Consider the following 20,969-nt stretch of genomic DNA (forward strand, 5'->3'; position numbering starts at 1 on the left):
ACCCATTTTACTGGCTATGAACAACGATTGGAAAAATTTGAAATCACGAATTGGATTTGATCTCGAGTCGGGTGAAAACTCGTATGATGAAGAGGGACTTGTAGAGTATCTAAATATCAAACTCCGATCGAAGGGGTACCCCATTTTTGGGGATGAGAAAGATTATCCCTTTCTCCAGATCGGGGGTTCTCTACTGCAGAGTGTCGCGGAGAAGAATCGGCTCCTTCGAAAGCATTTGTGCCCGGTTGACCAGCGAATCCAGGACTATTTGGAGCGATTGTTCAGTGATTTGGATGTGGAGAAGCGCAATTGGGTGCCTACTGATTCGCTTATACTGGAGCGTCATGGGCTGGCTCGGGCGCTATCCCTTCCGCCGGATGACGACTCCTTTGTCTCTGGCATCGTAAGTAGCTTTCGAGTCAAGCAGGGCGTATTGAACAATCCTGCTAGTGACCGTCGGACAACCAAGGGCGTGTTTCACGTCGCTGAAGGCGGACTGCCGGTTCCTGCGGATAAGAAATCGGTTCCCTTGCCAGTGTTTGCGAAACTTTTGGAAAAGGCCTTGAACCCGCCGGACGATCTCTTGGAGTTGCCGTTTACCTCCACGCAGGAAGACAAGGCCCGATTGTTCCTCTCGTTAATGTTGCGGCCCATCGTGCAGCCAGAAGTGGAAGGTGTTACAGAGGAGAAGCGTCTGGAAGTGCGGTTCTTTGCTCCGGGCAACCTTGCGAGCAATCTCGATTTTGTGGAAAGTATTTTTGGAAATGCTGGTGATCCGTATTTGTCAGAGAACGACAGCGGGCTGGACGTGAAACATTGGTCGGGTCATACGGGATGCGTTATTCTCGCGCCGCATTTAGTGAACTTTACCAAAAAGGAACTTGGATTACCTCCAATATCCGAAGCAACAGAGCGTCAGAAACGTGATGGGATGTGCTGGGAATCTGAAGACGATTTATACAATGATGGGGGAGCTTTTAAAGTAACCTCTCGCGACAGTAGTGGCGTTGTGGTCACATTGATAGCGGACAATTATTACGGCTACTGCAAGAAAGAGGTTAAGACGCAAATTTCCTATGCAGCGAATCTCCTAGGGAATGTTGAGGAAGAACATGCTGGAGGAGCCATTTCATTTGCGAGCTATGACCTCGGTGAAGAGTTTCAACTAAGTAAGTACATCAAAGAGGTGGATCACTCTTTCTTGGAAACGGTTGAGTATTTGGAAGGGAATATTAATGTGTTTGAGGAAGGATACGCAATTGACAAGACCTATCCGGATATATACTACATCCCCGCTGAGTCTCATATCACATTGCACGACCAGACGATACGGTGGGAGCATGATGGGGAGAAGCGAAATTTACAGCTTCAGCCCGATGTTACATATATTCTTCCCTCCGGATACAAGGTTGAGATGATAAGACCCATGGTGGGGAGACGCTGGCGCTTGATTGGGACGAGGGCTGTGGGTACCTATTGCCACAAGCCGTGCACCGTCTCGGGGGGTGGAAAGTCCGAGATCTCGAAGTCGCTTGCCGACGCCATCGTAGCGGGTCCTGTTTTCACTGCGGACATTGAGAAGGACTTCGACATGGTCGAACAAGTGGTGGGCAAAGATTTCGGGTCCCGCTTTGAAGACCCAAGTTTGCAGAAAATCGAAGGCAGGTCGATACTGAGCGAGAGTAGGTCGTTGGGTTCAGTGATTAAGCTACTTTCGCCTTCGCGAAAATATACGGACGAGTATAATGAGTGGTTGCGTTCAATACCTGGATACGTGATCGATATCGTACTCGTCGTTAAGCGTTTCTACAAGAGTGACTGGGGAGAGGATTGGCGCGGCCGTTTCAGCGTGGATGTCGTTAATGGCAAACCTGGAAACGAGTTGAAGTATCGCAATCAGAAATTGATCAGCCAGTATTTAAGAGTTGGATTCGAGGAGAATGGCTCATGGCGCGTATTTAGTTTGAGGAAAGATTTCTCGCCAGCGATGAAGATCCAGACCGAAGACGACATTTCCTCTTCGGTTGTCGTTCCCGCCTCTCATGTGGAGGGCCTAGACGATGGAGTGGAGACCGATCGGTCTCTTAAGTTTATTTTAAACTGCGAGTACCGACTATTCCAACGACCGGACGAGGCGATTCACAGGGGATATGATAAGACGACGGAGAAGGACTTTTCTCGTCACGGGCTTTTCTTCTCTAATTATGAGCCGCTGACCCGTGAGGATACTAAGGCGATTGAGAAAGATGCGATTCGCTTTGGCAATTTCACGGAGCCGATGCAGGAGGGCATTGTTGCCTTCAATCAGGTTGAATCTCCAGATTACGCAGTGGTGTCTTCCGAGCCAAGACTCGTTGACGGGGTGCCTTCGGTCAACCCCCGGTATTTGCAGAACCGATTGGATATGGAAGATGGTCGCTCGACTTACATCGCAAAGGTTGGAGCGCGACTTTACCGTCGTATTCCTAAAGGGAAGACACCGCCTTTCCCTGTGAATGCCGTACTGCCAGGGCGTCGTAACAATCCGCCCTCAAAGGGAATCCGGGCATTGGCTGTTTACAATCCAATTCATTACCAAGAATTGCCTGAATTGCTGATGGACTTCACCGCCAGTTTGACCGGCAAATCGCCTTCGACTACGGGGGCTGGCTCTGAGGGGGCCTTGACGAAGGGTCCTTTCAATATGCTGTTGCCGGTAGTGGACCTGAACAACGCGCTCGTATCATATTTGGTTACCGGCTACGAGTGCTTCACCTCTTCCGCGGGTTGTATTGGCCCTAAGTTTCGTTGCGACCATGACATCAGCCTGTTGATTCCTGAACTTTGGAGCCGAATGACGCATTCCGAAAGGAAAGCGGCTTACATGATTGAGAACGGGTATCTTGAAGCCTGTGAAGACTTTGATTACGAAGGTAAATTGGTTGAAGCTTCGCGACTAGGCTACCGTATCACGAGCGAATTCGTTCAGGAGTACGGAGGCCGGGTATTCAGCAATCCGGGGTCGGTGTTCACCGATTTTATCCTGAAACCGGAAACTCAGGATGTGGACGTGTTCGTCGATGGCATCAACAATATCGTAGAAACTCAGCGAAGGGTAGCGTTGAATTATTTTGAAGATGGTTCAATCGATGCGGCCTGCCCCCCACTCAAAGCATTGCTTCACGTCATGGCTCATGGGGATTATGAGGGCATGGGGTATCGGGATCCAAAGTTCAGATCAATGTTCACCCGCGATACGTTAACCTCGAGCGACTGGTATCAGGAACGTCTGGATACAAAGCAGAAGGTGGATATAGAGTTGTGGGAACGTCACCAGAAGTATTTAGAAGCATTCTTGAGAATAGACATCAACGAAGGCATGGAAGAACGCATTGACGAAGAAGGGCTTCGTAGACGCATCTCACGACGTCTCGAGACTTTCAAGTCAAATGAATATCGTGAGAAGCTGGAAGGCTGCCTTGGGGTCGACCCGTGTTTGTTTAGGTAGTGATTTAGGAGAGTGCCCCGTAAGTTGAATGGTAGAGCCGACTATCCCTAGTCAGCCGCTTTAGTTCGTCCTTTATCGACTACTCAGGGCTAAGCAGCCCTCCCCTCCCCGCTCAGTATTTGATATTTACTAGACAATCTCTAAGTCTCCAAGACTTATTGATCCAAAAAAGCTTCCAGTTTACGGTTTAGAACCTTTTTGCGAAATTGTTTTAGGTAGAGTTCGTAGCAGGAGCCGCGTTGATTCGTTAGAGCACCAAGGGATCCGCTTGTCGGTTCGGAAAACAGCGAGAGTAGACTGACAAAAGTGCTCTTGCCTCCGCCGCTGGGACCGACGGGAGCAATTACCGCCAAGAGGTATCTCGGGCGGTTTCCCTCGGTCAGGCGCCAGATTTGAAGGAGTGCGGGAAGAGACTTCTTGGATGAAATTTTTGGTTCAGGGTCCATGCGAAATGGAATCCAAGGCAAAGAGTATAGAGAATGGGTTGCCGTTTTTAAGCTTGATTGGGCCAAACAAAAGACCCGCTTTAAAAAAAGCGGGCAATACAGGGATGGGAGGGAATTTTTTCGACCGCTGTTGTTTTATTAGCCTCGGGTTTATGATCTTGTATTCAGAAAATCTCAAAGACGAGCCCGATGCTGTATGCGTTTGGAATGACGTTTTTAGGCATGTGATTCACTAATTAGATACGGTTAAAAGTGGTTGCCCCTTCGATAATTTTGAGGAATAAGTATAGTGGTTATGCTCGTCAAAAGGAATAAGTTTCTATGTCAAGAAAGGCAATATTCTATCGATTGCTGTAGGGGTGTGTTAAAAATCTAGATATCAGAAGAACTGGAAATCCAAAACGGGTGTTTTGACTTTTGCACAAGAGCAAAAATTCTTTCCGAAGATATTGTGAATAACGGTAAATATAAAGGACGTATCGCCCCGACTCCTACTGGCTTCATGCACAGAGGGCATGCGAAAACATTTCTCGCTGCTCAGAGGCGTGCCAGAGAGCGTGGGGGTCGTTTGATCCTGAGGGTGGAAGATCTCGATGGAGACCGGTGTAGACCAGAATTTACGGATGCTCTAGTAGAAGATTTGCTCTGGGCGGGATTGCGTTGGGATGAAGGTCCAGACACCGGAGGACCAAGCGGCGAATACACTCAAAGCAAGCGATCCGCGGTGTTCGTAGGGGCGTGGAGGGCTCTCAGGTCGCAAGGCGCTATTTTCCCTTGTGACTGCTCCAGAAAAGACGTTCTGTCGGCGGTTCAAGCGCCCCACAATGAGGGAGGTGAACCAATTTATCCAGGGACCTGTCGAAATCGATCGACGGCGTTTTGGTCTGAATCAGAAGCTTTGGAGTCGAATTGGAGAATGAGGGTGCCCGATGGTGAGACGATTGCCTTTACAGACGAGAATCTTGGAAACCTACGTTTTGTTACGGGGGTCGATTTTGGCGATTTCCTTGTATGGAGAAAAGATGGGATTCCGTCCTACGAACTGGCGGTGGTTGCTGATGATATTGCGATGGGTATCACGGAAGTGGTTCGAGGCGAGGACTTGCTCCTGTCGACCGCTCGTCAATTATTGATATATCGGGCTCTCGGAGCGACTCCTCCTGCCTTCTATCATTGCCCTTTAGTTCGTGATGCATCTGGAAATCGACTAGCAAAGAGAGACAAAGCTCAAAGCTTGAGGGAGTTGAGGGCCGGCGGAATGGATCCAAAGATGCTTTAGCCTACTCGCTCTCTGGAATCGTTCGGATGAGGCGAAAATTGTAGTCAACGAGCGCGAAGCTTAGAGGTCTGGGATCGCTTCCGATTTTTTCGGGAGGAGTCGGACTATAGAACCTGAGGGTGTTATTGCCGGGAATAAGGATGAGCGGGATTGTGTAGACATCCCCGTCAAGCTGCTCCTTCTCCGCTTGCCAGATGTGCTCCCCATTGACTTCGAGAATGATGTCGCGAGGACTGATCGTCTTCGGAGTGAAACTTAATTCAACTTCTATACTTTGATTACGAGGGACAAAGAATTCGGCAACGCTATCACCTTGAGACCATCTCCAATAGCGACTTTTCTTACCCTCATTGATAGACCATCCATTCGTGAACTCCAAATACGAATATTCGTTTGTTGAAGGGTCGTAGGCCAAATTTGACTCGTCGACCATTTCGAATCGCTCTTCAATGAGTTTTGGTTCAAACGAGCTGATTCCGACAAAGGTTAATGTATTGGCGAAAACCAGGATAGGGATAAGAAAGAGTTTTCTGGAAAATAGAATATTGAAAGCAATGGTCATCGGAAGGAGCACGCGCGGGACGGCCTGAAGGCCTTCCCATACGGCGGGTCCCAGTACGAGCATCAGGATAGCGAATACGATGCCGATTCTTGACCAGACTGAATTCTTCTTCGGTCGCGCTAAAAGATAGATTCCCTGTACTAGAAGACTGCCGAGGGTCGCTAAGGTCAAAAATGTTCCGGGAGGAAAGCCCTTGTCGCCCGCCACCTTAATTATGGTTAGAAAAGTCTCGAACGCCCCCACAAAAGGCAGGGTGAAATTTCGGGTGCCAATATTCTCAGAATTTCCGAATTGGCTCGAACTGAGTACGTAAGCGAACCAAAGGACGAAGGGAAGAATGGCAATGGCCGCTTTGAGGATGAATTGAGAGTTAAGATTGGAGCGAAGTTTGCCCGGCCCGAGGAGGGTAACGACCGCAATGAGGTTGGTCTCTTTTCCGAGTCCGGCTAGTCCGAGGGTAGCGGCCCCTAGCCATGAGCGTCTTGTTTCGATCAGAAAGGCTGCCAGAACTATGAGGAAAAGGCTGGGGCCATCGAGGAGGGCACGGCTAAAGCTGTTGACGAGTCCTAAAGTGAAGAAACAGGCGATATAGCGAAAGGTGTTTTGGGCGTTGATGGGTGGCAGCCAGCGTATAAGAAGGATTGCCGTGAGAAACCAGAAGATGGCGTTCTGGAATGAGTAGGCTTGTAGTATCCACGAGGGCTGCCCAAGTCCAAGGCACCAGGCTGTCCAAGAAAACAGAATACGTCTCGCTCGATAGGTGTAGTTGTCAAGGGCTGTTTCGATCTCTGTTCCTCGTGCCAGAGGCTTCAGTGCCAACTGAGCGTAGAACTGGCCGTCGTACCCGTCTTCATGAGTGTAGTGATGGGTCTCCTTGAGCAGTTCAATCGATCTCTCTTGGAAATCGTGATTGAACAAGGGCAATAGCGAATAGCCATAGTTGTAGTGGTGATGCTGGTAGATCTTAAGCGCAAAGAAAACAAAAGCTGCGATATAGATTGATTTGTAGACCAGTCGCTTGAGCCGTTCCTGAGGGCTGTTGGTTGACGTGTTTTCCATCTAAAGTCTTAGCGAGAAATTGGGCATTGCGCGCTGTTCTACGAGCGTTTTCAGAGCGACCTGTTCTGCGTTGCGCATTTCGATTTTGTCATCGTCCTCGATATCTTCGAAACCGCATAGATGCAAATATCCATGGGTGAGATAGAGGGTTAGCTCTTCGGCGAAATCTTTGTCGTTTTCCTTTGCGTAGCTTTGAGCTATTGTGGGGCAAACGCAGATCTCGCCCGCCGTGCCGTCATCGGGGTCTCCTGAGAATGTGATGACATCAGTCGGGGAATCGTTCTGCATGAATACTTCATGAATGCGAGATATCTCAGATTTGGATACGAAAGCGATCGAGATCTCGCCTGCCGGGGGATCGAATCTGCCAAACTCGTCTAGGATGGCGAACATTCGCTCGATTTCCTGATCGTTGAAACTGAGAGCAGGGCAAAGGCTATTGACCGACACCCGCTTCGACTCGTTCGGACTTTCGTTCATGCGTTGTCTTTTTAGCGGATGTGGTATCCTGCTCTTTGGATCCGGGGTAAGCGATTCGCGTATGGAGCGAATTGATCAGAGTAAATATAAAACTCTCTTTGATTTTGGCGAGTTCCGCCATAGTGATCGCGCATTCATCCAGTTGCCCGTCATCGATATTGGATTTGAAAATTCGTTCAACCAGTTCCTCAATACTTTGGGGCGTCACTTTCGGCAGAGATCGGCTCGCAGCCTCGAGGGAGTCAGCGAGTAGGATAACCGCGCTTTCCTTAAACTGTGGCTTGGGCCCGTCGTAGCGATAGGTCGATTCCAGAACTTTGCTTTTCCCGGATTCGTCTTCCCCCGCTTGCTGCACAGCTTTGTGGTAGAAGAAGCGTATCAGGTTAGTTCCGTGATGCTGACGTATAACATCGATGATGGGACGGGGCAGCTTGAAGGTGAGTCCAAGGTCCACACCTTCTTTGACATGGCTCTTGATCACGAGAGCACTGAAGGAAGCCGTTTTTTCGTCGTGCGGGTTGTGGCCATCTAGCTGGTTCTCGGTAAAGTACTCCGGCTTGATCATCTTTCCGATATCGTGGAACATACAACTTACACGTGCGAGTAGGGCGTTGCCTTTGATAGCGTTGCAGGCATTTTCCGCCAAGTTGGCAACCATCAGACTATGATGCCAGGTTCCCGGCGCTTCAAGTTGCATGCGCCGCAGCAATGGGTGGTTGTAGTCACTCAACTCCAGCAGCGTGATGTTGGTTGTCCGCTTGAATAGGGTCTCGAGAATGGGCAGGACTCCCACAATGACCACTCCCTGAAGGAGGCCGGTTATGGCGGCTGCGGATACTTGGTGGAAAATTGTGGCTACAGGAAGACCGTCGGCCCAGTTGTAGAGGAAAGTGAAGAGTGAGATGCAGAGGCCTCCCGCGAAACCTGCGGTTACGACGCGCCCTCTCTTTCGAATATTGCGACAAATGAAAATAGCGACGCAAGAGGCCAGGAAAGTCATCACCATTAGCTCAAGCCGGTTGCCGAACATGACAGCGGAAAAGAGGCTGACGACCATGGCGGTCAAGAGTCCGGGACCACTTCCCATTAGTATGGCAATAATCAACGGAGCGAGTGCCGTAGGAGTGATGTAGGGAAGAATCGCGGACAAACTACTGTCGTAAAGAAACTGATCGAGATTGCCGAATTCGAAGCAAAGGCGCACGAGAGCCAGATTGCACACAACTACGAGGGCTAGCAGTCCGAGTCGGCCGTTGCTGAGCAGGGTTGCTCGGTCTTCGAGTCTAATATAGAACGTGGCGGCTGTGAGCATCGCCAATACCATCAACGCTCTGCCGATTAACTGAAAGTCGATTGTGTCAACGTCCTTTCCGTCAAGATGGCGGATGTATGCAAGGTGTTGTTCATACTGCTCCGGTATAACTCGGGTATTGGGTTCGATAATACTAGCGCCTTTTTCAACACGAATGATTACAGGTTGCAGGGACTCGAGCATCTTTTGCCGCAAAGCTAGAATCTCCGTTTCATCGCGCTTGAAATTGGGACGCACGCCATCTCGGAAGAGCCTGCTAAAGGCGCTCGAAACTCTGGGAGGGACGTTTTCCGCATTCAGAGCGACCCGCAGCATGGTCAACGCATCGTCGGTAGATTCGATACGTCGCTGGCTTACTTCGTTGTCGGTCTTGAAGAGAGCGACCGAATCCTCGCCAAAATCGAAATTGGAGTCCTCTTTGTCGTAGATCCCGATCTTATAGCTCTCTCTGAGGCTGATTAGGCCGGTTTCGATCAGGTCTCGGCGGGTTCGGGCATCGGAAAATTCCAGAATCGTGGTTAAGTCCGATGCCGAGAGCCGGTAGTTCCCCTTTGCGTTGAAAGTCTCTGTGATTTCCTGGATATAGCTTTGAGCGCCGCTAGCGGAGAGGTCTTGTTCCAACGTCGCGAATTTATCCATCGCCTCGAGCAGTATATTTACATGAGCACTAAAGGTTGTGAAATACTGCATGTCGGTACTGTAGACAGGAGGGACCTCGGTGAGGAGTTGCTCGCGCTTCCGTTCGGTTAGGATGGCACTTTGGTAAGTGAAGTCCTCTGCGGCGACGATGCGTATGGTTGCCAACTGATTGGGGAGAAACTGAAACCCCGAGGGCTTTATGCCCATAAAGCTAGTCACGACGATTGAAGCTACGGTAATCGCGAAAATCGCGATGGATATAGCCCGGCTATTTTCCAAAAAGATGAGGAAAGAAGAAGACGCCTCAGTTTTCCGCTTCTTCCGCTTTTTTCGGAAGAATCGATTTAGAAGCGCTCTGAACTGCTCAGATAGAGGCATGCGTGTTCGACGTAACAAAGCTGAAAAGATTCAATTTCAACGAGCGGCGCAACTTATTCTTGAGTGGTGTGGCTCAGACATCACTTGGATTTCGGTAGGCATCATAGGCTTCAACAATCTTTTGCACGAGGTGGTGACGGACCACATCGGACGCTCCAAATTCATGGAAGCTAATGCCCTGTAACGACTTGAGTATTTTTCTAATTTCTAGGAGACCGGATGTTTTGGAGCGGGGAATGTCAATTTGAGTGATATCGCCGGTAATTACCATTTTACTTTCATTTCCCAAGCGAGTCAGAAACATCATCATCTGCTCAGGGGTGGTATTTTGGGCTTCATCCAAGATTATGAAGGAATCGCTCAGCGTCCTGCCTCTCATGTAGGCGAGGGGAGCGATCTCGATAACCCCCTTTTCGATGAGTTTAGCCACATCATCACGATCAATCATATCGTAAAGCGCGTCGTGTAAGGGTCTTAGATAAGGGAGGATCTTCTCTTGTAGGTCACCGGGCAAGAATCCCAGTGTTTCTCCCGCTTCCACGGCAGGTCGACTTAGAATCAGTCGCTTGATGCTGCCGTCCAGCAGCTTAGCGACCGCCGATGCCATAGCGAGGTAGGTTTTTCCCGTGCCCGCCGGTCCGATGCCGAAGACGATGTCATTTTCGAATATAGACTGGAGGTATTTCTTCTGGCCCAGCGTCTTAGGTACGATGGTCGAGCGGCGTGTCTGGATGACACAGCTTTTGTCAAACAAAGCCCTAAGTTCCTCCTCTCGACCGGCAACGACCCCTTCAAGCACGTTCTTGAAGTCAGGGTTACGAATCTTAAGTCCTTGTGAGCGTGCATCCTGCAACAAGATCATGATTGCTTCTACCTTCTCGATTGCTTCTTCCTCGCCATCGACTTGCAGCCAGCCATCTCGCGTTACGATACGGACGTTAAGATGGGATTCGATCATGCGAAGATTCTCCTCCCTGCTGCAGTAGAGCAGCGTCAGCTGCTTTGGATTTTCAAAATGTAGTTTCCGTGTACCCATCAAATATGGAAAGGAGGAGAAAATACTACTTAGTCGAGCGTTTCACAAACTGATTTTAAATGGTCCCACATCGTCTCGAGGGCCTGGGGGAGGACGCGTGTGGAACCGACAACCGGCATAAAGTTAGTGTCACCTGTCCAGCGGGGGACGACATGCTGATGTAGATGCTTGGGAATGCCGGCTCCACCTGCTTCGCCCAAATTGATGCCTATATTGAATCCGTTCGGATTGAGAGCAGCTTTTAGGAGGCGTTTTGCCTTCACTGTGGTTTCGAAAAAGCAGACCCTTTCTTCAGGAGAAAGGTCCTCGATGTCTGGGACTTCCCGATAGGGAAGCACAAGGAGATGCCCAGCGTTGTAAGGATAGCGATTCATTAGAATGAAACTGAACTTTTCTCGGGACAAGATTAGCGACGCCTTGTCGTCGTTCGACTTCGGTAGATCGACGAAGGGGCGTCGATCTTGGGGTGACTTCTCCTGAGTCACGTATTCCATTCTCCAGTAGGCGTGCAAGTGTTCCATGTTGAAATGAAACGCTGGCGCCTGAGTTCGCGGGTGTCAAAGGCATCGTAGAGCGGATTTTTGGTCGGCTCAAGTCGACTATGAAGGGTCCATTGAAAGGGATTGCTTGCGTTCGACGGACAAAGGCGATTCTAAGCGATTGTTGTTTATTTGGATTTATAGACTGATTTTTGCGCCCATCGCTCTCCTCCTAACGCCGAAGTATCTGCTCAAGATGAGAAGGCGTGGCGACTACAAGGGCACCTTGTCGATGCGTCTTGGAATTGGCATTGAAGATTGGCCCCGAACTCCCGGAAAGCGTAGAGTGTGGATGCAGGCGGTGAGCCTTGGGGAAATACTGGTGATAGAAGGTCTGTTGCGGAAATTGGTGGAAGATCCAAAAGTTGAATTGCTTCTGACGACCACGACAAGCTCGGGATACCGATTGGCGAAAGAAAAGTATTCAGAAATTTGTGATAGGATCTATTATTTCCCCTTGGACTTCTGGCCCTTTGTTCGCAAGTTTTGGAAGAGGTTACGCCCAGACTTGGTGATTTGCGCGGAGACAGAATTGTGGCCGGAGCATATGCAGCAAGCCGCAAACGCCGGAGTTCCAATGGTTCTAGTGAACGGCCGGCTTTCTGATCGATCGTTCAAGTACGCTAGAAAACTCAAATGGGCCTACGGTAGGCATATGCTGCTTTTAAGTAAGGTCATTGCTATTTCTAAGGGAGATTCAAGCCGGTTCATCGCCATGGGTGTCCCGTCTGATAGGGTTCTTGTATCGGGAAATTTAAAACTTGACGTATCCATCGATGAGATACTGGACGAGGATCAAAAGCGTGAATTGAGGGTATCACTAGGACTGGGGGATGGCTTTGTGCTTCTAGGTTCATCCACGTGGCCAGGTGAGGAGGAAACACTGTTGTCGATTTTTAGGGATTTACGCGAGCGTCTACCGGAATGTAAACTGCTACTGGTGCCACGGCACGTGGAAAGGCGTAGTGAGATTCGGACGATGCTTGAGCAAAACGCTTCCGACCTGACCTGCCGTTTCAAATCGGAGAGCGATACTTTTGCCCCATTGGACATTCTAGTGGCTGACACGAATGGAGAATTGCGGGTTTTGACCCAACTGTCGGATCTGGCTTTCATCGGTAAAAGTTTGCCTCCCTGCCGGGAAGGCCAAACCCCGATCGAGTGCGGGTTGCTTGGTGTTCCCATGGTTTTTGGATCGGGAATGAGCAACTTTAAAAGTGTTTGCGAAGGAATGATCAAGATGGGGGCGGCTATTCAGCTATCGGATGTAGATTCCCTTCGAGAAGCGATTGAATCACTTGCACTGGATGAGGCAGCCCGTCAGGAGATGACGCAACGACAGTCGAAATGGGCCGTAGCGAGCCGTGGCGCCCTAGCGAGGACGTTTGCAGCCATAGAGGGCTTCGTCCGAGACGGTGGCCCCAAATAGGCTTAAATTTGGCCAATTCCGTACTCTCTCCGCTTGACAGGTAGCGGCCCTATTGGATTTATACGCGTACTATGGCTGATAAAGAAGAGAAGTGGGCAGACAATGCACCAGGAAAATTCTACGTAGACGAGCAGTGTATTGATTGTGATCTCTGTCGCGAAACCGCGCCGGATTTCTACACACGCAATGACGACGAGGCGTACTCCTACGTACACAACCAGCCGAAAACACAGGAAGACATTGATCTTTGTATGGAAGCACTGGAAGGGTGCCCGGTTGAAGCGATCGGAGACGATGGAGACTAAAAGTCTCGATTTCGTTAACTAGCCTCTTGAATGATGGGTGCACACCGGAAAGGGATGTGCTATTTTGTGTCAAGGCGTCGATATCGGTATTGTTGAATATCAAATTTTGTCGGAAAGACGCTTTGAGAGTCCTGTGGCTAGGACACCGGTTAGGGAGAGCCTGAAGAACCTGTGGACGATGTAGAGGTAGATCGCGTAGGCTGTTCCGAGCGGGTTTTTCCAGTTGGGGTGTCAAACGATCTCTTGGCCCAGATCGACGCCAGGTATCAGCGTGTCCAAGGCGAAAATAAGGGGATTGAAACTGGGTTACTCGCGAGGCTTCTCCGTTCAGGGATCCTTGTCGTCCTGCAGATAGACTTCCTCCAAAGCCCAAGAGATAGCGTTTTGTTGTCGATGTCGAATGGCCAAGTTTAGGCCAAGGTCCGGCAGGAACAGTATCAGAAACGTCCACAGAGTTTTTTCGGGAAGATAGCCGTAGTCGGCAAACCAACTCAAGGAATTTGAGATGATATCGGATCTGAAAACCCGGACTTTGCTAACTTCAATTCTCAGGAATCCTATGTCTGTTTCAGCCACTCAAATCTCCGGGATTGGCCGCTCTGCAGCTAGGGCCCTCAGAGCCAAAGGCTTTGGTTCAGTAGAGAAGATCGCTGCGAGCGATGTCAGGTTCCCTGAGCGAGGTAGTCGGATTTGGCCCCATTCGGGCCAAGGCGACGATTGCCGCGGCGAAAAAGTTGACTGTAGAGACCACGAAGTCAGCAAAAACAGCTGAGAAGAAGGCAAAAAAGCAGTCCCAAAGCCAAAGCCCCAAAAGAAATCGATCAAAGCGAAATCGAAGAAAAAGAAGAAGGAGTAGCTCGGCTGATCTCGGTTGTAGTTATGGGGCCGTAGAGAAAGCTTCTAGGCCAGAGAAAACTTTGAATAGTAGGGTTGTAGTACCCCGCAATGCCGTGTAATTCGATCAAAGCGTCTTGTATTCGCAGAGTGGCCCGACTACCCGACTAAATATGGGGTGCGGCGAGGTAGCGATTGACCCGAGCTCAAGACAAAACCACTGTTGCGTGATGCTATTCCGTAAGTTGAAACAGCGATTGAAATCCACAGCCTTCCTCTCCGTTGCCAGTTTTATTATAATTTGCGACGCCGCTTGTGGAAAAGAGAACGAGTCACTCGAGATTCTCTTTATTGGAAACAGCTATACAGGGCGGCACAATCTTTCGAAAGTGGTCGAAGCAATGGCGGAGGCAGGCAACCCAGGGCTGGAGGTTAATGTATCCACAGTCATATACGGAGGTCGGAGACTGGTTGACCACTGGAGATTGGGAACGGCGAATTTCGTGAGATCCCAGAAGATAGGTGTGTCTGAAATCGAAAAAACGATTGCGTCATTGGAGAAGGCGTTCGCGGAGAATCCAAAGGACAATCACGCGAAGAGTGCGATCAAAAGGAACCAGGAATTTTTAGACAATCCCGATACCTGGCGCAAAAAATGGGACATCGTAGTGCTCCAGTCCTATCGAGACGATCTCGAGGGCGAGACCTCGCCTTACATGCAGTATGCTCCGAAGTTTGCAAAACTGGCCAAGGATCAAGGAGCCAGAGTGATTCTCTATGAAACGACTCCGGCAACTCAAAACGCCCAGCCACTAACGGAAGCTCCGGAGGGTGCGGTTGTAATGGAGAAGGAAAATTCGATCGCCGCACTGGCCAATCGCATCGAGGCTCAAGTCGCCCCAATGGCCCTGATAGGCTATCGTTGTCAAAGCGAACGTCCGGACCTGACCCTTAGATTTGTGAACGACGCTCATTTGAATCACACCATGGCTTATCTCACGGCCGCTACGCTCTATGCGGCAATGTTCGATAAAAGCCCAGAGGGGTTACCCGTTGATTCAATTACGGACATACGCTTTTTCAAGGGCGGCGACAAGTCGAGAGACCGGGATGGGAATTCCATTACTCGCGTATTCTCGAAAAAGGACCGAGCCGATCTTCAACGCATCGCCTGGGAGGGCTATAGCGAATTTGAACGTATGCGGAGAAATTAGAATTAATCCGTTGAAAGGGCTGTTGAACCCCATTGTCCCGATGCTGGCTCTACCCGAATCAATTCTGGGCGACCTGCGTGGACTGGATTTCACCTCGAAATAGCGGGCTTTCACAAATGGCGATAATCAAGTCTTTGAAGCCGCCGCCTTTCTGGCTATTCGCTTTGGCGATGTCGTCGGCTATCAGTCTTTCTTGAAACGAGAGTGGGTGCCCGAGAGCGTAGGTGAAGAGCTTTTCGGTCAGGGCGCGAGCAAATTGGTCGGAGCGGTTCAGGAGAACTCTTTTCATATCCGCAATTCCATCGAAGGAACCGTTTGGTACGGAGCCTTTGGCGTAGACGGACTGGCCATTGCGGTATTGCGAGCGGTAGACCCCAATGGCGTCGAAATGCTCTAGTCCGAATCCCCACGGATCAATGCTGCGATGGCAGTCGGCGCAGGTCTCAATTTCCCGGTGCCTGGAAAGCATGTCGAAGATCGTCTTGGTCCCGCGCACATCGGGTTCTATGGGCATCACATCGGCAGGGGGAGGGGAAGGGGGGTCGCCGAGAATATTCTCCAGTATCCACACGCCGCGTACGACGGGCGAGGTACGGGTGCCATTAGACGTGATTTTCAAGATGCTGGCTTGACCCAGCAAGCCGCCCCGTGGATTGTCTTTTGGAAGTGCGACCCTGCGAAACTCGCTCCCATCTACTCCTTCGATTTGGTAGTGATTGGCTAGGCGTTCGTTTATGGTGATGAAATCCGAATCGAGAAAGGAGGTGATGGGCAGATTCTTTTCAAGCACTTCTTGGAAAAAGGTTTCGCTCTCTTGGCGCATTAGGGCCTCAAGAAGCGGATCGTAGTCTTCGTAGAGCTTCGGGTCGGGTCGCATGAGCTCAATGTCCTTGAGTCCGAGCCATTGAGCGGTGAAGTCTTGGATAAAGCGTTGCGCCTTCGGATCCTTTAGCATCCGAGCCGTCTGCTTGCGAAGAACTCTAGGTTTCTGCAATTGGCCGTTTACCGCGAGTTGCATGAGCGTGTTGTCAGGCATCGAATTCCACAGAAAATAAGATAGGCGGCTGGCCAGAGCCCAGACATCCTCTCCGTCGCCTTTGTCGTAGTTGAACAGGAAACGCGGCGAGGTGAGCACTCCTTCGATGACATTGCCCATCGATTCCTCTTCTGTGAGGCCTTGATCGAGGCCGGTTTGATAAAGCAGATTGAATTTTTGTAGGGTATTTTCCGGTACAGGTCGGCGGAACGCTCGAAAAAGGAAATCTCCAATACGTTCCTCTAAATTGTCGGGAACTGTATTTGAGGCACCGAGCAGCTGCTGACGGGCAGGCGGGGGCCAGGATTCGATTTCGGGTCCAGAAACCGTGATCGACTTGACGTGAAGCAGATCCGCCACGAGCCGTTCCTCACCCTCGACGACCGCTATGGGCGATTGGTTTAGGATCGCCGCCGCCGCGTAGTGAACCATAATGTTTTCGCCCTTGTTGAGACGAACATCCACGTACTGGGAATCCATTTCGTTTCCAATATAGAAATAGCCCACGCGCCGTCCGGGAACGGAAGCAGCATCCATGTGCCGTGCTTCTGAGGCTTGTATGGCTATAATGGAAACGAGGCGAGGTTCGTCGTTGGGCTTCCGGTCCCGCTTCTTCAGACTCTGTTCGTAGTTTTCTCTCAAGTAAGTGTACTCGATTCCTTGTTCTTCGAGGTCAGTTCGGTAGTCGCGAGCAAAGCCATCAACTCGTATCCGATAGAGCCCGTCTTGAGGGACGAAGAAATCTTTTGGCCACATCGTATGCTTCCGGTCGCGACTCGACGATGTGGTCACAAATTCACGACGCTCTTCCACATTGTGCCCGTGCCCTATGGTCCCGATGGAGTAGGACCGTTTTTCGCGAACATCTTCTCCACTGGCGATGGCCAGTTTAGCAATCGTATTGGCGTTATTCTGGAGTTTCAGGACCATTTCAGGATTGGCATCGAGCGTGACGGCAAGACTGTTGAATCCTTCCAGATCTGGATCGGCAGGAAGGTTCTGAGATAGGAGCAGATCGATCCCCAGCAAATCCTTTACGGTACTGTCCAAAGCCGAGTGGCTGAGTCGGCGAATGGCGATACGGCCCCTCTCGTTCATGGAGGCGGCGGCAGATCGAAGTTCTGTATCTATCGCCTTGATGATTTGCGACACGTCGCCCATCGGTGGGCGGACCTCTTCTTCAGGTGGCATGTCGCCCGTTATCAGCACATCGGATACGTCCTGCCAAAGAATCGCATTTTCTCCTTGAGAAAAGTCGCGGTCCAAGATGTCGAGTCGTATATCTCCCTTCTGCTTCTTCTCCCCATGGCATTTTACGCAGTGCGCTTCGACGAAAGGCGTTACAAGCGCGTCGAAGTCTTGGGAGGCGGGGAGGGAGACGGCCGTTGCAGTTAGGGCAGCCAGCAGGATGGCGATTCTCCCTACCTCTATAGCTCCTTGATGAAGTGCGTTCATTGCATAGAACGTTAAGCCAAAATGAGCTTAGGCCAACTCGTTGTTGATGTTGCCAGTGCTATGGGCGAAATTCTCGGTTTCGATACCGAGAGACTGTAGCATCGTCACGAATACGTTGGCCATGGGCGTATTTCCCTCTTCGAAAACGAGGTCTTTTCCGGAGTGTTTGAGATCGCCACCCGCGACGAGTAAGGGGAGATTGCGATTGGAGTGGGAGCTACCATTGCCCAGGCCGCTACCGAAGAGGACTTGGGTCCGGTCGAACAAAGTGGCGCCCCCGTCATCGATTTCCTTCAGTCTGGATAAGAATTTCGAAAGCGAGCGTGTATGCATCTGCTCAATTTTGACGAGTTCCTCCACGACCTCCGGATCTTTACCGTGATGCGATTGGCCATGGTATCCGGAAAGCTGTTCGCCGCCTAAAGTGATAGGCAATCCGCCGGCAGGAAGCTCGATCGAGGCGACACGGGTGGAATCGTGCTGCAGAGCGAGTGCGGTCAGCTCGTACATGAGGTCCAAATTTTCGTGAAAGGTCGTGGGACGCTCCATTAATGGCGGCACGCCTGGTTTTGGCGTGTTGATCCATTGCTGCTGCCGTTCAATGCGCTTTTCTACGTCTCGGATCGAAGTGAAGTAGGCGTCGACCTTTTCGCGGTCTTCGTAGCCGATTTCGTTCTGAAGAGCTCGGGCGTCGTCGGCCACGATATCGAGGATGCTCCGTTTGAAGGTCATGGCCCGGCTGGCCTCCTTGGGATTCAAGTCGTTTACGAAAAGCTTCTGGAAAACGTTGATGGGATCCGGCTCGGGGAGCAGCGGAACGCCGTTTTCATCCCAGGAGAGGGTTTGGCTGGGCTTGCCCTCGGATGCTCCGAGCTGGAGCGAATGGTACCGGCTATCGCGGCTGAGATGCTTCGCGGCGAGCTGGTCCAGCGTGATCTGGTTGCGAACCATGATCGACTCGCCAATGTACTCTGGCTGGTAGACCCCTGAGAGAAAGGAAGGTGTGCCCTTGTGGCCGCCATTGATTCCGTGATCGACGCCTGAAACGACCGTAAAGTCTTTGCGGTGAGGCATTAGTGGCTCCAGTAGGCGGGGTGTGCGGTTGCCATTCTGGTTGGGATGCCACTCGCCTGGGTACATGCCCAAAAAGGTACCGACGCAGACGAGGCGTTTACGCGCCTTGGCGATGGGATGGGTCGTCGCGATTGAAAGAGGAAGTGAGCTTAAAAACGGCAGAGCCATCAGCCCCCCGGTTCCGCAAAGGAACTGCCTGCGATTAATTTCAATGGCTCTTTTCATTTCAAATAACAACACACCAAAATTTACAGAATTAGTCAATCGTTCTCAGTAGGTCTTAATTTCGAGTCCTGATTGGAAAGGGCGTCGGCTAAATTCCCTATTCCATGCTGACCGAGACGCGGAAACCGGAGAGGCGGCTTTGAGGGTTTTGCAGGACGGATTGGCTGGAAGCGGAAACGCTGATGACTTCGCCGGTACCCAGATGAAAGGAGTCGTTGGTCATAGTTTATGAAGTCGCTGGTTCGCTGGATGCAGTAGGTGCGTCCGGTGGTCGCATAGGCGATCAATGATCGCCTCCACAGTCTAAAAACCCAAAAACGCCCCGCTTGCCCGAAGCGCAAGGTTCGAAACCTCTTGTCGAGGCGTAACACAGTGCAAACGGAAGCTCAATAGTGCGTAGACGGTTTCACCGGGGCTCTTTATTCTTCCGCCTCGGCGAGATAGCGATTGGATGCGGAGATCGTGTAGTTGCGCATGGGGGCGTTGAAAGTTCGCTCTCCAATAATGGCGAGGGCTTCGCCGATGAGTCTTTTGGCGCCTTTGTTTTGGGGTTGAAGACGGATCACATGCTGGGCAAGCTGGGCAGCTCCGAGTGGGTCGTTGGTCTCCATGGCTTCGCGGGCCTTGGTCATGAGGAGACTGACACCGCCGACCAGATCGGCCATGCGCTGGGACTGTTTGACGGGAGACTCGCGGTGTAAGTTGAGGGCATCACCATCGAACCAGCCGAGGTCCTGAGCATAGATGTCGCGAATGGTACCTTCAACGCTCCCGTAATAGGAGCCTAGGTAGTCCAATTTGGAATACCGTTCGGGCAGGGCCGCGTACTCTACAAGCTCGTCAGGTGTCATGTGTTTTTGGGCACCTTCTATCGTGCGGTCATGAACCCATTTCATGGCATCCCGATAGTTCGACAGCACTTCTTTGGCATTTCCGAGCATCGGAGTGGTATGGCCTCCCACCAGATGATCGGGGTTTTCCTCTGCCATCGAATCGATACTGGTAACCCAATCTCGAATCGAGCGTCGGGCGGTTCCTCGTAGCGGATAGACATTGGGCCAAGACTGGTAGAAATTGTCACCCGCAAAGACGACCTTTTGATCGGGAAGCCAAACGTACAGCTGATCGGCGGTCTCGCCGGGAGCGGCGACCATGTCAATGGTGACGCCCGAGACCTCGATACGCTTACGATCTTCGGAAAAGGTATGGGTCGGGTTGACTCGCATCGCTTGACCGCGAGTTGGGGTAGCTTGCGGACGCTGGGCCTGTGCGCCTCCTCCAGCTTGACTCCCGCCGTCAACATTGAGGTTGCCGGCTGGACGCCTGTCTGGTGGGATGGCGACGCCAACGCCGATCTTTTGCTCAGGCTTCAAGTCAAAGCCCTGCGTATTCGAGGAACGGACACCGCCTTGCAAACCAGTCATCTGGTTGCGAGCTCCCTCGGACCCAAAATTCGAACGAGCCCAAACCTTAATGCCTTTGCCCTCTTCGTAAAAGGCGGGGGCTCCATTTATGTGATCTCCATGGCCGTGGGTGTAGATGATGGCCTTAACCGGCTTGTCGGTGATTTCCTCGAAGGCCTTGCGCACGCGACTGGCTAACAGCGGCAGTTGCCCCGGGTCGATGATGATAACTCCGTCGTCTCCCACTATCATCGAGTTGGCAGTGACCTGGTAGCCGATGGCGGTGTAGACATTGTCGGCGACTTTTATCACCTTCGGCTCGAACATCTTATTGCGCTCCTGCAGCCGCTTGGTCGCTTCGCTAGGCTGGGCGGTTGTGGATAGGCAGAATCCGAAAAGGCTGAGAAAGAGTGATAGGATAAGTGGGTATCTTGTGGTCACATTGAATCGCTACCCTGAACTCAGCGAGATCTCAAGAGCAAAAGAGAATGCCCCTTTGGAGCGAGGCAGTTGCCGCTGACGCGGATTTGTCGGTGGCTTTGTTAGGGAGGATTGGCTCGATCCCCCGAATTTTTCAGCCCAATGCGGAGGACCGAGCCGGTCCTCCCCACCCATGTACAAGAAACGATTCCGGACGATCGTTACGGCACCCGAAATTAGATAGATAGCGAGAACGACTGCCGATCCGATTAAACAAGTGACGATTTCAGTTGTCGTGCCGAAAGACGAATTCAGCCGATTACTTCAGTGGTGAGGCGAGAGTAAGGAGCGCCCACA

General features: G+C 51.2%; 17 protein-coding genes. 6 read left to right on the plus strand and 11 right to left on the minus strand.

Translation table 11 applies throughout. The features are described 5' to 3' along the window. The first annotated feature begins 16 nt into the window (after window positions 1–16). The gene (locus GA004_RS05460; RefSeq protein ID WP_425492895.1) at window positions 17–3,487 is read left to right on the plus strand and encodes a PPi-type phosphoenolpyruvate carboxykinase family protein; all 3,471 of its coding nucleotides are present in this window, start codon (window positions 17–19) and stop codon (window positions 3,485–3,487) included. Between the two features lie 155 nt (window positions 3,488–3,642). Here the strand turns inward: GA004_RS05460 and GA004_RS05465 are convergent, their stop codons facing one another. After that, on the minus strand, window positions 3,643–3,933 hold the full coding sequence (locus GA004_RS05465) for an ATP-binding cassette domain-containing protein (protein ID WP_283396297.1): 291 nt from the start codon (window positions 3,931–3,933) through the stop codon (window positions 3,643–3,645). A gap of 451 nt (window positions 3,934–4,384) precedes the next feature. Here GA004_RS05465 and gluQRS point away from each other — a divergent pair, with 451 nt between their 5' ends. Beyond that, entirely contained in the window at window positions 4,385–5,212 is an 828-nt protein-coding gene (gluQRS, locus tag GA004_RS05470; protein ID WP_283396298.1) for a tRNA glutamyl-Q(34) synthetase GluQRS, read from the plus strand. A gap of 1 nt (window position 5,213) precedes the next feature. Here the strand turns inward: gluQRS and GA004_RS05475 are convergent, their stop codons facing one another. The 5 genes from GA004_RS05475 to GA004_RS05495 all read right to left on the minus strand — a co-directional run bounded on the left by GA004_RS05475 (window position 5,214) and on the right by GA004_RS05495 (window position 11,199). Beyond that, the gene (locus GA004_RS05475) at window positions 5,214–6,833 is read right to left on the minus strand and encodes a hypothetical protein (RefSeq protein WP_283396300.1); all 1,620 of its coding nucleotides are present in this window, start codon (window positions 6,831–6,833) and stop codon (window positions 5,214–5,216) included. After that, window positions 6,834–7,313 (minus strand): rRNA maturation RNase YbeY, encoded by a 480-nt coding sequence (gene ybeY, locus GA004_RS05480; protein WP_283396301.1) that lies wholly within the window; start codon window positions 7,311–7,313, stop codon window positions 6,834–6,836. It lies immediately after the preceding gene. Then, window positions 7,270–9,642, minus strand: coding sequence for an HD family phosphohydrolase (locus GA004_RS05485; protein WP_283396302.1), 2,373 nt, complete (start codon window positions 9,640–9,642; stop codon window positions 7,270–7,272). The genes ybeY and GA004_RS05485 overlap by 44 nt, the downstream gene beginning before the upstream one ends. Window positions 9,643–9,715: 73 nt before the next feature. Further along, window positions 9,716–10,678 carry a PhoH family protein gene (locus GA004_RS05490; RefSeq protein ID WP_283396303.1) on the minus strand — a complete coding sequence of 321 codons (963 nt, stop codon included), beginning with the start codon at window positions 10,676–10,678 and terminating at the stop codon, window positions 9,716–9,718. A gap of 29 nt (window positions 10,679–10,707) precedes the next feature. Then, the gene (locus tag GA004_RS05495) at window positions 10,708–11,199 is read right to left on the minus strand and encodes an HIT family protein (RefSeq protein WP_283396304.1); all 492 of its coding nucleotides are present in this window, start codon (window positions 11,197–11,199) and stop codon (window positions 10,708–10,710) included. A 139-nt stretch (window positions 11,200–11,338) separates the two neighbouring features. Between GA004_RS05495 and GA004_RS05500 the strand changes: the two genes are divergently transcribed. Both GA004_RS05500 and GA004_RS05505 read left to right on the plus strand, forming a co-directional pair. After that, window positions 11,339–12,646 carry a 3-deoxy-D-manno-octulosonic acid transferase gene (locus GA004_RS05500; protein WP_283396305.1) on the plus strand — a complete coding sequence of 436 codons (1,308 nt, stop codon included), beginning with the start codon at window positions 11,339–11,341 and terminating at the stop codon, window positions 12,644–12,646. Between the two features lie 71 nt (window positions 12,647–12,717). Next, window positions 12,718–12,951, plus strand: a complete 234-nt coding sequence (locus tag GA004_RS05505) for a ferredoxin (RefSeq protein ID WP_283396306.1) — start codon at window positions 12,718–12,720, stop codon at window positions 12,949–12,951. A gap of 327 nt (window positions 12,952–13,278) precedes the next feature. Here GA004_RS05505 and GA004_RS05510 read toward each other — a convergent pair whose 3' ends face one another. Beyond that, a complete protein-coding gene (locus tag GA004_RS05510) occupies window positions 13,279–13,527 on the minus strand; it encodes a hypothetical protein (protein WP_283396307.1) in 249 nt (82 codons plus the stop codon). Here GA004_RS05510 and GA004_RS18140 point away from each other — a divergent pair. Next, a complete protein-coding gene (locus GA004_RS18140; RefSeq protein WP_425492896.1) occupies window positions 13,511–13,723 on the plus strand; it encodes a helix-hairpin-helix domain-containing protein in 213 nt (70 codons plus the stop codon). The genes GA004_RS05510 and GA004_RS18140 overlap by 17 nt on opposite strands. A gap of 292 nt (window positions 13,724–14,015) precedes the next feature. Further along, window positions 14,016–14,999, plus strand: a complete 984-nt coding sequence (locus tag GA004_RS05515; RefSeq protein ID WP_283396308.1) for an SGNH/GDSL hydrolase family protein — start codon at window positions 14,016–14,018, stop codon at window positions 14,997–14,999. 58 nt (window positions 15,000–15,057) lie between these two features. Here GA004_RS05515 and GA004_RS05520 read toward each other — a convergent pair whose 3' ends face one another. The 4 genes from GA004_RS05520 to GA004_RS05535 form a co-directional block, all read right to left on the minus strand. Then, window positions 15,058–17,490, minus strand: coding sequence for a DUF1592 domain-containing protein (locus GA004_RS05520; protein ID WP_283396309.1), 2,433 nt, complete (start codon window positions 17,488–17,490; stop codon window positions 15,058–15,060). A gap of 27 nt (window positions 17,491–17,517) precedes the next feature. Beyond that, the gene (locus tag GA004_RS05525) at window positions 17,518–18,789 is read right to left on the minus strand and encodes a DUF1552 domain-containing protein (RefSeq protein WP_283396310.1); all 1,272 of its coding nucleotides are present in this window, start codon (window positions 18,787–18,789) and stop codon (window positions 17,518–17,520) included. 97 nt (window positions 18,790–18,886) lie between these two features. Next, the gene (locus tag GA004_RS05530) at window positions 18,887–19,012 is read right to left on the minus strand and encodes a hypothetical protein (RefSeq protein ID WP_283396311.1); all 126 of its coding nucleotides are present in this window, start codon (window positions 19,010–19,012) and stop codon (window positions 18,887–18,889) included. Between the two features lie 196 nt (window positions 19,013–19,208). Then, on the minus strand, window positions 19,209–20,633 hold the full coding sequence (locus GA004_RS05535) for an alkyl/aryl-sulfatase (RefSeq protein WP_283396312.1): 1,425 nt from the start codon (window positions 20,631–20,633) through the stop codon (window positions 19,209–19,211). Window positions 20,634–20,969: the final 336 nt, after the last annotated feature.

It is taken from the genome of Candidatus Pelagisphaera phototrophica (assembly GCF_014529625.1).
Classification (GTDB): domain Bacteria; phylum Verrucomicrobiota; class Verrucomicrobiia; order Opitutales; family Opitutaceae; genus Pelagisphaera; species Pelagisphaera phototrophica.

Coding starts and splice junctions, on each gene's coding strand:
- GA004_RS05460 (WP_425492895.1), top strand. CDS start 17: ATGAACAACGATTGGAAAAATTTGAAATCACGAATTGGATTTGATCTC.
- GA004_RS05465 (WP_283396297.1), bottom strand. CDS start 3,933: ATGGACCCTGAACCAAAAATTTCATCCAAGAAGTCTCTTCCCGCACTC.
- GA004_RS05475 (WP_283396300.1), bottom strand. CDS start 6,833: ATGGAAAACACGTCAACCAACAGCCCTCAGGAACGGCTCAAGCGACTG.
- ybeY (WP_283396301.1), bottom strand. CDS start 7,313: ATGAACGAAAGTCCGAACGAGTCGAAGCGGGTGTCGGTCAATAGCCTT.
- GA004_RS05485 (WP_283396302.1), bottom strand. CDS start 9,642: ATGCCTCTATCTGAGCAGTTCAGAGCGCTTCTAAATCGATTCTTCCGA.
- GA004_RS05490 (WP_283396303.1), bottom strand. CDS start 10,678: ATGGGTACACGGAAACTACATTTTGAAAATCCAAAGCAGCTGACGCTG.
- GA004_RS05495 (WP_283396304.1), bottom strand. CDS start 11,199: ATGGAACACTTGCACGCCTACTGGAGAATGGAATACGTGACTCAGGAG.
- GA004_RS05505 (WP_283396306.1), top strand. CDS start 12,718: ATGGCTGATAAAGAAGAGAAGTGGGCAGACAATGCACCAGGAAAATTC.
- GA004_RS18140 (WP_425492896.1), top strand. CDS start 13,511: ATGTCTGTTTCAGCCACTCAAATCTCCGGGATTGGCCGCTCTGCAGCT.
- GA004_RS05515 (WP_283396308.1), top strand. CDS start 14,016: ATGCTATTCCGTAAGTTGAAACAGCGATTGAAATCCACAGCCTTCCTC.
- GA004_RS05520 (WP_283396309.1), bottom strand. CDS start 17,490: ATGAACGCACTTCATCAAGGAGCTATAGAGGTAGGGAGAATCGCCATC.
- GA004_RS05525 (WP_283396310.1), bottom strand. CDS start 18,789: ATGAAAAGAGCCATTGAAATTAATCGCAGGCAGTTCCTTTGCGGAACC.
- GA004_RS05530 (WP_283396311.1), bottom strand. CDS start 19,012: ATGACCAACGACTCCTTTCATCTGGGTACCGGCGAAGTCATCAGCGTT.